The sequence below is a fragment of the Paenibacillus sp. JZ16 genome (assembly GCF_015326965.1).
Lineage (GTDB): Bacteria > Bacillota > Bacilli > Paenibacillales > Paenibacillaceae > Paenibacillus_AQ.
The window spans coordinates 7,374,657-7,389,857 of the sequence record NZ_CP017659.1; the positions used below are offsets into that span (position 1 = coordinate 7,374,657).

General features: G+C 48.1%; 13 protein-coding genes and 1 pseudogene. 13 read left to right on the forward strand and 1 reads right to left on the reverse strand.

Features of this window, described 5'->3' with window-relative positions:
• The first annotated feature begins 39 nt into the window (after positions 1–39).
• From BJP58_RS34030 to BJP58_RS33220, 6 genes and pseudogenes are all read left to right on the forward strand, one after another.
• Positions 40–435: an MMPL family transporter gene (locus BJP58_RS34030; RefSeq protein ID WP_267907853.1), complete on the forward strand. Its 396-nt coding sequence runs from the start codon at positions 40–42 to the stop codon at positions 433–435.
• Between the two features lie 52 nt (positions 436–487).
• Positions 488–697: a hypothetical protein gene (locus BJP58_RS34035; protein WP_336245430.1), complete on the forward strand. Its 210-nt coding sequence runs from the start codon at positions 488–490 to the stop codon at positions 695–697.
• The gene (locus BJP58_RS34040; RefSeq protein WP_267907855.1) at positions 678–1,406 is read left to right on the forward strand and encodes an MMPL family transporter; all 729 of its coding nucleotides are present in this window, start codon (positions 678–680) and stop codon (positions 1,404–1,406) included. The genes BJP58_RS34035 and BJP58_RS34040 overlap by 20 nt, the downstream gene beginning before the upstream one ends.
• Positions 1,378–1,650 carry an MMPL family transporter gene (locus tag BJP58_RS34045; protein ID WP_267907856.1) on the forward strand — a complete coding sequence of 91 codons (273 nt, stop codon included), beginning with the start codon at positions 1,378–1,380 and terminating at the stop codon, positions 1,648–1,650. The genes BJP58_RS34040 and BJP58_RS34045 overlap by 29 nt, the downstream gene beginning before the upstream one ends.
• Before the next feature lie 106 nt (positions 1,651–1,756).
• Complete coding sequence (locus BJP58_RS33215; protein ID WP_199341193.1) at positions 1,757–2,764, forward strand: NAD-dependent epimerase/dehydratase family protein; 1,008 nt, start codon at positions 1,757–1,759, stop codon at positions 2,762–2,764.
• Between the two features lie 246 nt (positions 2,765–3,010).
• Positions 3,011–3,351 (forward strand): annotated as a pseudogene (locus BJP58_RS33220) (putative PEP-binding protein); the annotation flags it as partial.
• 320 nt (positions 3,352–3,671) lie between these two features.
• Here the strand turns inward: BJP58_RS33220 and BJP58_RS33225 are convergent.
• Positions 3,672–4,550, reverse strand: coding sequence for an AraC family transcriptional regulator (locus BJP58_RS33225; RefSeq protein ID WP_194542214.1), 879 nt, complete (start codon positions 4,548–4,550; stop codon positions 3,672–3,674).
• 189 nt (positions 4,551–4,739) lie between these two features.
• On the opposite strand from BJP58_RS33225, the gene BJP58_RS33230 reads away from it, so the two are divergent.
• The 7 genes from BJP58_RS33230 to BJP58_RS33260 all read left to right on the forward strand — a co-directional run bounded on the left by BJP58_RS33230 (position 4,740) and on the right by BJP58_RS33260 (position 15,136).
• On the forward strand, positions 4,740–5,852 hold the full coding sequence (locus BJP58_RS33230; protein WP_336245431.1) for a glycoside hydrolase family 88 protein: 1,113 nt from the start codon (positions 4,740–4,742) through the stop codon (positions 5,850–5,852).
• Positions 5,853–5,971: 119 nt separating this feature from the next.
• Positions 5,972–7,759 (forward strand): cache domain-containing sensor histidine kinase, encoded by a 1,788-nt coding sequence (locus BJP58_RS33235; protein ID WP_194542216.1) that lies wholly within the window; start codon positions 5,972–5,974, stop codon positions 7,757–7,759.
• Entirely contained in the window at positions 7,734–9,374 is a 1,641-nt protein-coding gene (locus tag BJP58_RS33240; RefSeq protein WP_194542217.1) for a response regulator transcription factor, read from the forward strand. The genes BJP58_RS33235 and BJP58_RS33240 overlap by 26 nt, the downstream gene beginning before the upstream one ends.
• A gap of 192 nt (positions 9,375–9,566) precedes the next feature.
• Positions 9,567–10,523, forward strand: coding sequence for an ABC transporter permease (locus BJP58_RS33245; protein ID WP_233354830.1), 957 nt, complete (start codon positions 9,567–9,569; stop codon positions 10,521–10,523).
• A gap of 12 nt (positions 10,524–10,535) precedes the next feature.
• Positions 10,536–11,423, forward strand: coding sequence for a carbohydrate ABC transporter permease (locus BJP58_RS33250; protein WP_194542218.1), 888 nt, complete (start codon positions 10,536–10,538; stop codon positions 11,421–11,423).
• A gap of 103 nt (positions 11,424–11,526) precedes the next feature.
• Complete coding sequence (locus tag BJP58_RS33255; RefSeq protein ID WP_194542219.1) at positions 11,527–13,143, forward strand: extracellular solute-binding protein; 1,617 nt, start codon at positions 11,527–11,529, stop codon at positions 13,141–13,143.
• Positions 13,144–13,285: 142 nt separating this feature from the next.
• Positions 13,286–15,136, forward strand: a complete 1,851-nt coding sequence (locus tag BJP58_RS33260) for a glycoside hydrolase family 97 protein (protein WP_194542220.1) — start codon at positions 13,286–13,288, stop codon at positions 15,134–15,136.
• Positions 15,137–15,201 lie beyond the last annotated feature (65 nt).

A 15,201-nucleotide genomic window follows, 5' to 3' on the forward strand; every position in this document is an offset into this window, starting at 1 on the left:
GACAGCTGGATTCCGATAGGAATGCGAGGAGAGAGAAAAGTGGCAAAATGGTTGTTTAAGCTCGGAAGTTGGACGGGTTCAAATAGTAAAAAGGTGATTACGGCTTTTATATTGCTCATGGCCCTATTGGGCGCACTGATCCTGAGTATGGGCACGGCGTTAAGTGAGGATGTTTCCATACCGGGGACCGAATCGGAAAAGGCCATGACTATTTTGCAGGAACAATTTACAGGCGGCGAACAGAAAGGGCAAGTCAACATTGTTTTTAAAGCTCCCGCAAATGAAACTTTGGATTCGGGAAAAAACAAAGCGGTGATTAGCGACCTGCTTGCAAAGATCCAGGGAGATCAGGCGATTATTTCCGTCGCAACGCCGTATGAGCTTGGGAATATTAACCTGGATAGACACATTGGTTATTTCTGTCGTTATGTATAATTCTTCCGCGGATCACGTGTCTCAAGCGTCCAAAGACAGGGTGGAAGACAGCTTGAAGCTGACAAGGGAACAAGGCATGGAGACAGGGTTAGGCGGGACTGTGAAATTTCAACAAACCAAAGCAGGCGGAGGACCGGGAGAAGTTTTGGGCATAGCCATAGCTTATGTGATATTGGCGTTTACTTTTGCTTCCTTGCTTGTGGCGGGAATGCCCATACTTATCGCACTACCCGTTCTTCCATTTGAATCTCGGACTCCCTGACGATGGGAATAAGCCGTATGAAACGGCGGAGAGACAAGGGTACGATTTGCTAACGGAAGCGTATGGAGCCGGATTTCATTTTACATTAGTCGTGATTGCGGATCCTGCCAATCAGGAGGCTGCCGCTCCGGACAAGTTGAAGGCCCTGTCGGAACAAATTAGCGGATTGGATCACGTAAAAAGCGCTACGCCTGCGATGCCTAACCCAAATGGCGATATGCTCTTAATGAGTGTCACCCCGGAGGATGGGCCAAACGCTCCGGAAACCAAAGACCTCGTAAATGAGATCAGGGCTCTGTCCGATGAGGGGAGCGTAGAGTTGTTGGTTACAGGAGCTACGGCCATTAATATAGATATCACCGAACAAATCATGAGCGCTTTACCGACCTTTGCCATTCTCATTGTTGCTTTCGCTTTTGTACTCATGATGGTCGTTTTCAGATCCTTGCTTGTCCCGTTAAAAGCGGTTCTCGGTTTTGTTCTTTCCATTGGCGCAACTTTAGGATTTACGGTATTCATTGTGCAGGACGGCAATTTCCTTGATCTGTTCGGCTTCCCCGGGGAGAGCGCGATCCTGTTCCTCTTGCCGGTGCTGTGTATCGGCATCCTGTTTGGTTTATCCATGGATTATGAGGTCTTCCTCGTAAGCAGAATGCGCGAAGAATTTGCGCATACCGGCGATGCGAAAAAAGCGATTCATCTCCCATGATCCTACGATCAAGCAAATGGGACTGGCCCTGGCAGTCGGCGTTTTGTTCGATGCCTTTGTCGTGAGATTGGCGATTGTACCCGCCGTGATGACTTTACTGGGCAAATCCGCTTGGTACTTCCCTAAATGGTTAGATAAAATACTCCCTAACTTCGATATTGAAGGGGAGACGATCATGAAAGACTATTCCGAAAAGGGCAAAGAGCCAAAGTCCTATGCCGGGCAAGTCCGGTTGAATGAATGATAATAAGGATTAGCATTTCTTTAACATTTTTGAAGCAATTCATAAACAACACATAGGTAAGGTAGAGACATGCCATTTAACTACGAGATAGGAGAGGAGATTTACAATGATGAAAGAGACAATTTATTTGCTAACGGGTGCCGCCGGATTTTTGGGCAACAACATTTCCCACAAGCTGGTTTCTGAAGGGAAAAAAGTGCGTGCGCTGGTATTGAACGGCGATCCGGCGGTGAAATATGTACCGAGCGAGGCGGAGGTTGTGTTTGGCGATCTGACGGATATGAGGTCGTTGGAGGCTTTCTTTGAAGTACCTGAACATCATGAAGTCATTGTGATTCATTGCGCCAGCCTCGTGACAACGTCTCCCGAACCAAGCCAAAAGGTTTACGACGTCAATGTAACCGGGACTCAAAATGTAGTAGATCTGTGCGTGGCCAAGCGGGTGAAAAAGTTGGTGCATGTGAGTTCTACCGGGGCCATTCTTGAAGAGCCGCATGGACAAGTGATCAAAGAGCCGGAACAGTTTTACCCGGATCGGGTAGTCGGCTATTATGCAAAAACCAAAGCCATCGCGACGCAATATGTTTTGGAGGCGGTGCGAAATAAAGGTCTGGATGCCTCGATCATCTATCCGTCAGGAATAGCGGGACCAAACGATAGTGCTTTTGGTCCGTTGGTGAGTTTTGTGATTCGCTATTGCCTGGGAGAAATTCGCGTAGGAGTTGACGGGTCTTTCAATGCTGTAGATGTTCGCGATCTTGCGGACGGCATCATGGCATGCACCGAGCAAGGACGGCAGGGAGAAGGGTACATTTTGAGCAATGAGATGGTGCCGATGCGGAAGATGTTTGATCTGATCAGCGAAGCCAGCGGCGCCAAACAGGTCGAAACCATTCTGACCCCGGAGCAGATGCAGGCCATGTCGCAAGGAAGTATGGTCGAATCCGAAGGTGGATCCAATCCGGAAGCTTTAAAATTTGAAATCTATAACTTAACCCGGAATAATCAGTTCTCATCCGAGAAGGCGGAGAGTGAGCTCGGCTTCCGCACGAGACCGTTTCAGGAAACAATCGCGGACACGGTAGCATGGCTCCGCAGCGAGGGGATCCTCTAACCTTTACTCCAATTTTTCATAAAAAAATGATGACCAGGGTCTGCCAAGAGATAAAAGATATCAATGTATAGCAGCTCCGGGGAAGGAGACGTCGTGAAGCGAACAGGCAGAAAAGGCCGCAAACATATGCGGCTTTTTCTGCTGTTGAGCGTTCAACGTCGTTTTTTTTCTTTATTTTGCTTTGCATTGTGAACCTCGTGAATCCGCTCATGAAGTACACAAGCTTGATCGAGCAACCCCAATTGGATGTTCCTTATGATTGGTACGGTTTCCGAATTCAGAGCAGCCAAGCCATTCTTCTGGAGGAAAAAGAAAAGCTGGCAGCCGAAGGTGTTAAAACAGCTGAGCAAATGGAAGTCGGTATCATGGTGGAAATCCCGTCTACGGCCGTACTGGCCGATCAATTTGCCCAAGAAGTCGACTTCTTCAGCATAGGCACCAATGATCTAATCCAATATACGATGGCCGCCGATCCGTTGGGGGCCGTTCCGATCTTGCTCGGGCTGGGGCTCGACGAGTTCTCCATGAGCGCAACATCCATCCTTCCGACACGCGCGCAAATTAAAGATCTGAACAGTCAGGAGCTTTTTCGATCCTATGGGATAGATAGACGAGCCTTTGTTTGTTACAGACATGATCTTTTGTATCATTGAACCAAGTAGCTTGAGACAACAAGGCGGAAGAAAAATGATCCGGATACCCGTGAATTGTCTGCTATTATCATACGCCGGCTGCTCATGTGCTTACGTATGATAACGATTAATCCCACGATCCGTATCAGGGGATTCCCGTCCAGCAGGCTTTGTCGCCAGATAATGTGTTTCCTTATTGAGCAAATTGGTGTGTTCTGATCTGGTTTTCGATCTAGAAATCATAAGTATCAGGCTATAGCAAAGTTGAGTCCACATTATTTCAGACTTTGGCGGTACTTCAACGGTGTCGTGCCAATCACCTTTTTGAATAGACGGATGAAATAAGACGGATTGGAGATACCGACGTTATGGCCTATTTGTTCGATGGACAGCGAAGTCGTTTGAAGGAGCCGGCAAGCGATTTTTATTCTCCTTGCGGTGAGATATTGGGAAATACTGCTGCCCGTTTCATTTTGAAACAAACGGGATAGGTAAAACTTCGATAAATGCATGGCCTCTGCTATATCGTCCAGCTTAACATCTTCGTGATAATGGGATTCGATCCACTGCATCATCTGCTCGGCATAACCCATTTGGCGCAGATTGAGAGCACGGGTGCCTTCTGGTTGATTCCGTTGAAGCAAGAAAGATAGGGCATTAAGAATTTGCAAAATAAGCATTAGCGAATACTCAAAACCGGTCTCCCCTGTTGAGCTGCTGATTTGAGTATTCTTTTCATGTACGGCGAAAACGTGCTCTAAATAATCAAATGTGTCGCTGAGATTAACAGCCGGCAAGGCGTGGTCTCCCTGCCATAATTCAACGAAAGTGGAATGAAGCGACCGAAACGGGCGGAGTTTCTCTTCAAATGCGTAAGGGTCGAAATGAATTTTGGAGCGAATATAAGGCTGCTCCGGGCTGATATTGGCATAAACCTTGTGCAACTGAAACGGCTGAAAGAAAAAGAGCATATTGCGTCGGATCTCGTATGTTTTCTGATTCACGATGATTGTTCCGTTTCCTTCGTGAACGACGAGGATCTCGCAGCATTGATGCCAATGATAGAAGCCGGAGAATGGACCTGTTGATACACTGCGGTGATCCCATATCAGCGTCTTATCGTTTAGTGGAACCCGTTCGAATAAATAACGCACGTTTATCGCTCCCACTCCTCATTTATGGTTCAAGTATAGCGCGATCATGGCAAGATTTGAATATTTTTCAACTAAGACTGAAAACAATTGTTAGATGACCGGCGGTATACTTTAAGCGTATAAGGCAAATGGAGGAAGGAAGAGAACCCGATGTTAAACGTGAATGAACTTAATTGGATTAACGAGGTAATGAACAAAGTGAAGTTGAAAATGGAGCGGGTGAGCGAGAAATCACGCGACAAAATTCCGTACACCACGCTGCAAGGGGTACACGACGACCGATCGGTACATAACCCCTCCAATACCGTCGCAGATGGCATCAATTGGTGGACGAACGGTTACTGGGCGGGCATGATGTGGCTTATGTATCATGAAACTGGCGATGATAAGTACAAGGATATCGCTGCCGTTTCAGAGAAGAAACTGGACCAATGCTTTGCCGATTATTACGGGCTGCATCATGATGTGGGCTTTATGTGGCTTCCGACCAGCGTGGCAAGTTATAAGGTTACGAAAAATGCGGAGTCCCGTAAGCGAGCGTTGCATGCGGCAAATTTATTGGCAGGCCGGTTCAATTTGGCCGGCGGATATATACGGGCATGGAATGATCTGGATGAAGGGGATACCCGGGGATGGGCAATCATTGACTGTATGCTGAATATTCCCCTTCTATATTGGGCCTCTGAAGAGACGGGGGATCCCCGGTTCGCTCAAATTGCTGTAAAGCATGCTGACACAACTATGCAGGCATTTGTGAGGCGGGACGGCTCCGTGAATCATATCGTTGAATTTGATCCTGCTAACGGTGGGGTTATTCGAACATACGGCGGACAGGGTTACGAGGAAGGATCCTCCTGGACGAGAGGCCAAGCCTGGGGACTATATGGGTTTATCATGAGTTATCGGCATACGGGAAAGCGAGAATATTTAGATACAGCCAAGCGAATTGCCCACTATTTCATCGCAAATATACCGGAGGACGGAATCATTCCGGTCGATTTTAGGCAACCTCCAGAACCGAAGCTAGAGGACGACACCGCCGCCGCCATTGCAGCTTGTGGATTGATTGAAATCGCAAAGTCGGTTGGCGCGTATGAGCAGGAACTTTATCTGAAGTCGGCAATTAAACTGCTCAAAACTTTGGATTTGCGCTGTGATTGGACGGATCGCACCGATGCGCTTGTCCAATACGGTTCGGCTTCATACCACGCGCAACACCATCACCATCCGATCATATACGGTGATTTTTATTTCATGGAGGCGATATTTAAATTGAAAAGACACGATTTCTATTTGTGGTAGTCCAAACGTCCATTTGTGAAAAAGCGATATCTCACTGAAACGGGTTTTAGAAACTATGTTAAAATGAGATTGAATTGACGGGTGCATGATATTTTCACTGAATTCAAGGAGATATCCCCATGAGAAGTATGAACTTTCGGCTGATGGTGTTCTTTTGCAGCCTGCTTATTCCGACGCTTGTGATGATGGGGATCTATTCGTACCGTCTGGCATCTTCCGTAGTAGAAGAGAAGACCAGCGCCGCCGTTTTGAACTCACTGGAACAGAAAGCGAAAAATTTGGAAGTTAAAATGCAAGCCTATAAAAAATACATGGATTTGGTCATCTATACGCCGGAATTCTTGAATGTTGTCAAATCCAACAGCTTCGATAAAACGTCCTATAGTACAACCCGCGCCTACCGGGAATTGAAAGAGATCCTTGATGCTATATTTTTCGAGGACGACATGGTGAAAGCGTTTGCGGTGTATAAAAATGAAGAACTGGTCTATAAGTACGGCAATGACATTGTGGACGAAGAGAAATTCAAGCAAAATCCCATCTATACTCAGACCAAAGCCGCCAACGGTGCCCTATATTTCGGAGGCACGCTGAAGTTGGGACTCCAGCACGGTGAGGAAAACCTGTATATCGGTTACGGCCGGGAGCTTATCGATTATAATTCGGTTGACAATACGGACTTGGGAAGTGTGTTTTTGTTCATGGATATTCGAAGCTTCTCCGTCCTTATCGACGATATCCACGAAATGTCGTTCATTACGGATAACGAAGGTCATGTGCTCGCATCGCCGGACTCATCCCAAATATTCACCAACATCAAGGATAGGCCAAAATACAGGAAGGCGTATGAGAGCAATGCAAGCGGGTATTATGTGGACGGATCGGATAGCGGCAACTTCGTCATCACTTATTATACGTTGCCGAATTGGAATTTAAAAATTGTGCAAGTCATGCTGCGCAAAGAAATCATCGGAGAAACGAGCAATATTCTGTTTGCGACGATGAGCGTTTCCTTGCTGATCTTTGTACTTCTCGTCATCACCGCGTTACTTCTGTCCAGAAATGTCTCCAAGCCCGTCAAACAAATCAAAGAGGCCATGAAAAAAATTCAGGCCGGCGACTTTGATACGAGGCTGGACGTGAAATCCCGGGACGAATTCGGCAGCATTGCAGTAAGCTTGAATTTCATGGCCGTTCAGCTCAAGGGACTGCTGGACAAGCTGATCCAAGAGGAAAGAAGAAGAAGCGAAACCGAGTTCAGTATGCTGCAATATCAGATCAACCCCCATTTTCTGCATAATGTATTAGCGACGATAAGGCTGTCCGCGGTATCGAATCACGATCCGGACACGGCGGAGATGCTGCAGAAACTGTCAAGGCTTTTAAGACGTACGCTGGCCAACGCAGGGAGGATGGTTACCCTGGAAACGGAGCTGTGTAATATTCGGGATTTCGTAGACATTCAGAAGGTGCTGTCTAACGAAAATATCAGAATGGTTTATGAGATCGTTGAGCCTTCAGTCAACTGCTTGATCCCGAACATGCTGCTTCAACCGCTAGTTGAGAACACAATCATTCACGGCTTTGGAGAAGGGATGAGCGCCCCCGAGATTCGAATCTCTTCGCATCTGGATCACGATGGGCTTCAACTAATTGTTGAGGACAACGGAATAGGGATGACCGAAGAAACGATGAAAAGGCTTCAAGAAAATAAACATCAGAATGGGATGTCCTATAACAGTATTGGGATCATGAATGTGAACAGGCGGATCAAGCTCTACTTTGGCGACGACAGCGGCTTGTTTTTCGAGAGAGCGGAAGGAAGGGGCACCAAGGCTATCATCGTTTTGAAGACTTCCACAGACGGCGGAGGAACACGCTATGAAAAAAATTCTGCTGGTAGATGACAATAAGAAAATACTGGAACTGCTCCGCTCAATCATCCCTTGGCAAGAATCCGGTTTCTGTCTGGCCGGACTGGCTGCGGACGGAAGCGAAGCGCTCAAGCTGGCGAAAGATGCGAACATCGACATCCTCATTACGGATTTGCGGATGCCCGTCATGGACGGAATCGAGCTGATCCGCCGCTTCCGGGAGTTATGTCCGCATGCAAAGATTCTCGTGCTCAGTTCGTATAACGAGTTCAATATGGTTAGAGAAGCCTTCAAGCTGGGCTCCAACGAATATATCTTAAAGACCGAGTTGAATCCGGAAGTGTTCATCCAACTGCTGAATCAGTTTGCGGAAGAGATCGATTCGGACAAAGAAGAGAGAACATTCGGCAAACCGGCGGACAAGGTCGCCCGTCACGGCCGGACGGACGACAGCCGTCGGGAGTTGTACGTAAACAGGCATTATATAAAGGGTAGCTTGTTGAATCAACTCGTGCGTGGATATGTAAAGGATGAAGATCTGTTGCATAAGGACTTGATCTCTCTGGATATCCAAATGACCATAGGATGCTGCAGAGTCATGCAGATTAGTGCGGATAATTTCAACAGCTTGATGAAGAACGTATGGAATGGGGATGAACAATTTTTTTCGTTTGCGGTCCTGAACATTATGGACGAGGTGATTCGCGCTTTTTATACGGCAGACTGTTTCTATACCTCGTCCGGGGAGTTTGTCGTCGTTTGTTATGCGCCGCAACCGGAGTCGCTATCCGGCTCTAACCTGTTCGAGACTGTTTTTGTTCAATTGAAGAAAGCCTTGTCGAATTATTTGAAGGTCAAAATATCGGGGGGGTTGTGCCTGATGCCCGGGGATACGTCCAGCTTGAAAAAGCTGTACGAAGATGCCTGCTCCGCGTGCCGGTCCAAGTTTATTTATGGACAGGGAAAGCTGCTTTGCGGTGTAAACGTAAACGTTTGCTCCAAGTCCCGCAGTCGCTCGATGCGAATCGCGGAAAGGGTCGAATATCTTCGGAGCGCGTTGAAGAGCATGAATTCGGGTCTTTTGCGCAATGCGTATGAGATTTTGTGTTTGGAGGAATCGGAAGTTGATATCCAGGAGTACGGAGAGGTTACCAGACTTTTCGAGAAGTATTTAATCGTGATCGACGAGTTCGCAGAAGTCAATGGCATGTCGCAGGTTTGTGGCACCTATCTCTCCAGCTTTGACGATAACAATTACGACACCTGGTCGGTTGAGCAGTTGAACCAATGGCTCAAGAGCTTGTTGAACGTAATCGCCGGCCAGTTCGTCACCTATAATGATACCGTCTCCAGGGTCATTGTGTATGTCAGGGATCACTACGCTCAGAATATTTCTCTTCAATCGGTTGCCGAGGAGGTAGGGATGAACCGGTCCCAACTGAGCAAGCTTATCAAAAAGGAACTTGGGGTCACTTTTCCCGAGTACTTGAATAGCATCCGACTGGACAAAGCCAAGGAATTGATCGCCGGAAGCCGATACAAACTGTATGAAATCGCAGAAAAGTGCGGCTACAGCAACTTTGAGCATTTCAGTCGGGTGTTCAAGAAGGTGACGGGAAGTTCGCCGAAGGAATGGGTACGAGGGTAGAGTGATGAAACAAACCTCATCATAAAGCGGTCGGAAGCACCACTCCCACTATAGTTAAGGGAGTGGTTTTTGCGTTCAGCGGCGGCTCTTATTTGGTCTCGGAGTCACAAAACATCAAGAAAACCACCACAAAATATCATTCAATTGCGCCCGGCACCTTGTTACACTTATCCCACAAGGAGTTGATAGAGAATGAAAGCGAGAGAAATGACAACAGGCGCAGTCAAGCGGCAAGGCCCGACCCTTCCGGCACCTATCGCGAAAATCGTAAAGCAAAAGTACCTCTTCCTGTTGCTTTTGCCGGGCTTGGTTTACTTTTTTATTTTTAAATATTACCCGATGTATGGGGTAACCATTGCGTTCAAGGAATATGATCCGAACCTTGGCATCATCAACAGTCCCTGGGCAGGGCTAAAGTACTTCCAACGGCTGTTCGAGACGCCCTATATCCTCACTTTGGTCGAAAACACATTAAAAATCAGTCTTCTGAAGATCATACTTGGTTTTCCGGCCCCGATCCTATTCGCTTTATTATTAAACGAAATCACGCACACTTTATTTAAAAGAACGCTGCAAACGATCTCTTATCTCCCCCACTTTCTGTCCTGGGTCGTTGTGGCGGGGGTCGCGTTTCAAATTTTTTCTCCCAGTTATGGACTTTATGGGTATATATACAATTTGTTCGGATGGGAAACGGGGGTTCCGCTGGCGGATACAGACACCTTCATCCCGATTCTGATCGGTACGGATATTTGGAAAGAAATCGGATATGGCAGCATTATTTATTTGGCTGCGCTCGCGGGTATCGGGAGCGAGATGTATGAAGCGGCAAGGATTGACGGTGCGGGTCGGTTTAAGCAATGCCTGTACATCACGCTGCCGAGCCTGATTCCCATTATCTCGATGATGTTTATCCTCCGGCTGGGAAATATTTTGGACGGCGGCTTCGATCAGATCTTTAATTTGTATTCGCCAGCCGTATATGGCGTATCGGATATTATCGACACGTATGTCTATCGGATTGGCTTGGAAAATTTCGAATATAGCTTCTCGACAGCCGTAGGCTTGTGCAAGTCGGTCATCGGGGCCGTATTGGTGGTCTCAGCCAACTGGGTGGTCGGCAAATTTACGGAACGCAGTATTTGGTAAGGGGATATTCAGATGAAAATTAGAAAAAGTTTGTCCGAGAAAACCTTTGATCTGTTCAACGCCGTGTTCATGATTGCCTTATGCCTTACGATTGTATTCCCTTTCTGGCAACAGATCGTCATCTCCTTTAGCCCGCCGGGTGAAGCAAATAGTATCGGTCTGCATCTGTATCCGGAAAACCCGACAATGGATGCGTATAAACGGATTTTTGCCGGCGGCACCATTTTGAAAGCGTATTTTTGGACGATTTTGAGGACGGTGCTGGGAACGTTATTGACGTTATTGGTAACGGCCATGATGGCTTATCCGCTCTCCAAAAAATGGTTTTATGGGCGTCCTTTATGGATGGGGCTTGTCGTATTCACGATGTTTTTTAGCGGAGGATTGGTTCCGACCTTCTTGCTGGTGCGGGATCTTCATATGATCAATACGATTTGGGCCTTGGTTCTTCCGGGTTTATGCAGTGCTTGGAACATTCTGATCATTCGAAACTTTTTTGTATCGATCCCGGAGGAAGTAGAGGAGAGCGCAAAGATCGATGGAGCGAATGATTTGTATGTCTTTTACAAAATTATTATACCTCTGTCAACTCCAGTCTTGGCAACCGTAGCCTTGTGGACGATGGTCTTCCATTGGAACTCATGGTTCGATGCCTTGATCTACAATACTAACGGACAGATTAAGGTGCTGCAGATGCTGCTGAGGGAAGTCCTGCAGGATGCAAATATGATGACGGATGCAAGCATGCTGATGGATCCGGCGTCGGAAGGCAGTCATTATACGCCGGAATCGGTCAAGGCTGCGATCTTAATGCTCGTTGTTACTCCGATCCTGTGCGTATATCCCTTCTTGCAGAAATATTTTGTGAAGGGCATCATGATCGGGGCCGTAAAGGGATAATACCGAACATGAATAGAATTCGGATTCTCTGTTTTCTCAAACCGTTTATAGCGACAATGTCGTTATAATAGATTAATTATCAGAATTAAAGGGGGTAATGCGTTTGTTAATCAAAAGGATGATTGTCGCATCTCTTGCGGCAGTAATGTTGGTGGGTACGCTGGCCGGCTGCTCGGGTAAGGACAACGAATCTTCGGCATCCGGTTCTTCGACAACGCCAATGAGTAAGAATTACAACTTCAAGATGCTCGGAATGCGCCTCACGCCAAATAAGGATTCTGAGATCATGAAGAAGTTTAACGAGAATCTGGGGGGGCATACGCTGGAGGTGACGGGGGTTCCCGACCCGGATTATCTCGCCAAAATTCAATTGCTGCTGTCGGCTCAGGATTTGCCGGATATCTTCTTGACCTGGAGCAATCAAATCGTGTTGGAAAAGGCAACGGCAAGATTTACGGAAGACGAGTTCAAGCAGTACATGCCGGATGTGTATAACCTGGCACTTAAAAACTTCGAAAACAACGGGTACTCAAAGGAAAGTATGTTCTCGCGAATGATGGTGGACGGCAAATTCGCCGGAGTGGGCGTAGGGCAGCAACTCTTGCAGACGCCATACGGAATGATTGTTCGCACCGACATGTTGGATTCTCTCGGAAAGCCGATGCCGCAGACGATTGCGGATTGGGATGACGTGTTCAAGGCCTATAAAGAGAAATATCCGGACAAATATCCCCTTGCGGCCAGAGGCAAGGACTGGATCGTCGGGGCGTTCCGATGGCAGATGGGAGCATACGGCGTGTCCGTGGACGGCTGGCATCTTAAAGACGGAAAACTGATGTATGGTCCCTTTATGACCGAAATGAGAGAGGCTCTGGCCCAATTACAGCAATGGTATAAAGAGGGGTATATCAATCCCGAATGGGTGACGATGGACTCCAACACGTATAATAATGAATTTTACAATGGCAATACCTTATTCATGCAAGTGGCCAGTACGACGGGGAATGTTGTGAAACCGCCGTATATTCCGGGCTCTCCGCCCGACCTGGCAGCTGCGAAAATCCCGGGAATTCAGCTTGAGTGGGGGCCATATCCGACATTAGGCCAGGGGGAAAAGCCCATTTATGTCGCGTCCGATTTGTTGAACGGGACCAATTTCCTGGCGTTCGGAAGCCATTTAGAAAAGGATCGGGACAAACTGCATGCTGCCATGGAAGTCGTCAATCAAACGTTGGGCAAAGATATGATCATCCTGCGGAATTATGGAATCGAAGGGAAAACGTTCGATTATGTCGATGGTGCCCCGGTGATCAAGGCGGAACTGAACAATGACGATGCCAAGCAGAAAGAAGGCTTCGGTTGGATGGGAGCCTTGTCCCAGCTTGGAAACGACTGGGACCTGGCAAAGGATTTCATGCCGAAAGCCGTCAAAGATCAGTTGGCCACATTGATTGAAGATCCGAATGGCGTTTACGGGGCGAATAACCTGGCGGTAACGGTAACCACTCCTCCGGGGCCGATTACCTCGCCATCGGGCGAAGATCTGAACGTTATGAACAAAGCGATGTTCGACCAGTGGATGACATTGTACACCCAGATCATCGCGGGCAAGAAGTCGCTGGAAGACTACGACGCATTTGTCGAGCAATGGAAAAAGCAAGGCGGCGATGATATGACGGAAGCCGTAAATCGGCTCTATCTGAAGGATTGGAAGCAATGATAGGCTCGCAAGGCCGCTGATTTGATGTTGTGATTTAATCTATTAGGCAGGAGGAGAAGTCAAGCGCGGTTTGACAACTTCTTCTGCCTATAAAATTTTTTCATAGAAAGAGTTATTACTCAATATGGAGAGAGGGTACATCATGATAGAAGCAAAGCATGGAGTGAATAGCATTGAACTGGATGTGGACGAGAGGGGACAGATATGGTACACCGTTAAGCGCCATGGGTCTGCGGTGGTAGTGCCTTCAAGACTGGGGCTTCGCTTGGCCAAGGACCTTCCATTAACCGATGGTTTTAAAATAAGGAGCGTAACCAAAACCAATATGGAGGGCTCATGGGCCCCTTTATATGGGGAGCGCGCAGAGATTGACGACTCTTATGAAGAGGCTGTCGTCTGCTTGGAGGATGGTTCCGGGAGATTTATGGAAGTTCATATGCGGGCCTATTCGGAGGGAACCGCTTTTCAATACGTGATACCGGAGCAGGAGCTCATCAAGGAATTTACACTGGTTGAAGAAGAGACCCGCTTTACATTCCCGCAAGGAAGCCTAGCTTGGGAAGAGCATGGGGTGGAAGGGAAATACTTCGTCAAGCCGGTCGGCGATGTGAACGGATATTGTGAACGTCCATTCGCCGTGCGGTTGCCCGAAGGCGGCTATGTCCTCGTTCATGAAGCCGGGTTAAGCGATTATGCCAGAATGCTCATGGTTCGGGACGAGCAGGCGGACAACACCTTAAAAGTGCATCTGTCCGGACATTTGTGCGGACTTTACAGCGCGGAGGATTATGTAGGTTACGGCTTCACCTTAAATGAGGACGAAGAGGACAGCATGGAGTCCCAAGTCGCAGGACGCACGCCCTTTGCGACACCTTGGCGTATGTTTATCCTTGCGGATCATGCGGCGGAATTGTTGGGCCGGAGCAACCTCGTTCTAAATCTGAGCGAGCCGGTCAATAACGAAGCGTTCCCTTATGTCAAGCCAGGGAAGGCATTGCGGGATATACAGCTGTCTACTTCGAGCGCATTCCAATGCATCGATTTTTGTGCGGATCATGGTCTTCAATATGTTTTATTTGACGGGGGCTGGTATGGCTCGCTTGATTCGCTGGAGAATAAGGCAATCGATCCGAGAAGGGAAGATCCCGAGCGCGATCTCGATCTGAAGAAAGTCATAGCTTACGGCAAAGAGAGAGGGATTGGCGTATTCCTGTATGTGGATAGAACCGCTGCCGAGCCGTATCTGGATGTCGCCCTGCCGATCTGGAAGGAGTGGGGAATTGCGGGGATCAAATTAGGCTTTGTGAAAGTTGGGCCCCAGGAATGGACGCGCTGGCTTGTGGAGGCAGTCAGGAAATGCCATGAATACGGCTTGATGGTCAACGTTCATGACGCCTACCGCCCGACAGGCCTTTCGCGGACTTACCCCAACCTGCTTACGCAGGAAGGGATTCGCGGCAACGAGCATTTTCCTACCGCCGGGCATAACGCAACCTTGCCGTTTGTGCGGTTCCCGGCCGGTGCCGGCGATTATACGCTTTGCTATTTTGACCAACGATTGAAGGTAACCCACGCGCATATGTTGGCGATGGGGGTTATCGTCTATAGCCCGATGCAAATGATGTTTTGGTATGATAAGCCATCGGATTGGAACGGGGAGCCGGAGATCGAATTCTGGGAGAAGCTGCCGGTCACCTGGGACGAGACCGTCGGACTTGCCGGCGAGATTGGGGAGTATGCCGCGATGGCCCGACGCAAGAACGAGGAATGGTTCATCGGCTGCATTAACAATGAGAACCCCCGCACGCTGCACATTCCGCTTTCCTTTCTGCAAGCCGGAGTGAAGTACGCCGTGCGAATCTATGAAGACCGGCCGGAGCTGGATACCCGCACGAAGGTTGGCATTCGTTCCGCGGAAGCCGTTAAGGAATCGATGCTCGAATTGAAGCTGATGGGTTCCGGAGGAGTTGCGCTGTACTTAAAACCCTTGTAGAGGTTGTTCGGTCCTGAAAACCCGACTTTTTGAACTCGCACTTGGAACGGTTGTCGAGCAACACA

What these genes read in the sequence shown, in the direction of transcription:
- BJP58_RS34045 (WP_267907856.1), top strand. Translation starts at nt 1,378, where the DNA reads ATGCGAAAAAAGCGATTCATCTCCCATGATCCTACGATCAAGCAAATG.
- BJP58_RS33215 (WP_199341193.1), top strand. Translation starts at nt 1,757, where the DNA reads ATGATGAAAGAGACAATTTATTTGCTAACGGGTGCCGCCGGATTTTTG.
- BJP58_RS33230 (WP_336245431.1), top strand. Translation starts at nt 4,740, where the DNA reads ATGAACAAAGTGAAGTTGAAAATGGAGCGGGTGAGCGAGAAATCACGC.
- BJP58_RS33235 (WP_194542216.1), top strand. Translation starts at nt 5,972, where the DNA reads ATGAGAAGTATGAACTTTCGGCTGATGGTGTTCTTTTGCAGCCTGCTT.
- BJP58_RS33240 (WP_194542217.1), top strand. Translation starts at nt 7,734, where the DNA reads ATGAAAAAAATTCTGCTGGTAGATGACAATAAGAAAATACTGGAACTG.
- BJP58_RS33245 (WP_233354830.1), top strand. Translation starts at nt 9,567, where the DNA reads ATGAAAGCGAGAGAAATGACAACAGGCGCAGTCAAGCGGCAAGGCCCG.
- BJP58_RS33250 (WP_194542218.1), top strand. Translation starts at nt 10,536, where the DNA reads ATGAAAATTAGAAAAAGTTTGTCCGAGAAAACCTTTGATCTGTTCAAC.
- BJP58_RS33260 (WP_194542220.1), top strand. Translation starts at nt 13,286, where the DNA reads ATGATAGAAGCAAAGCATGGAGTGAATAGCATTGAACTGGATGTGGAC.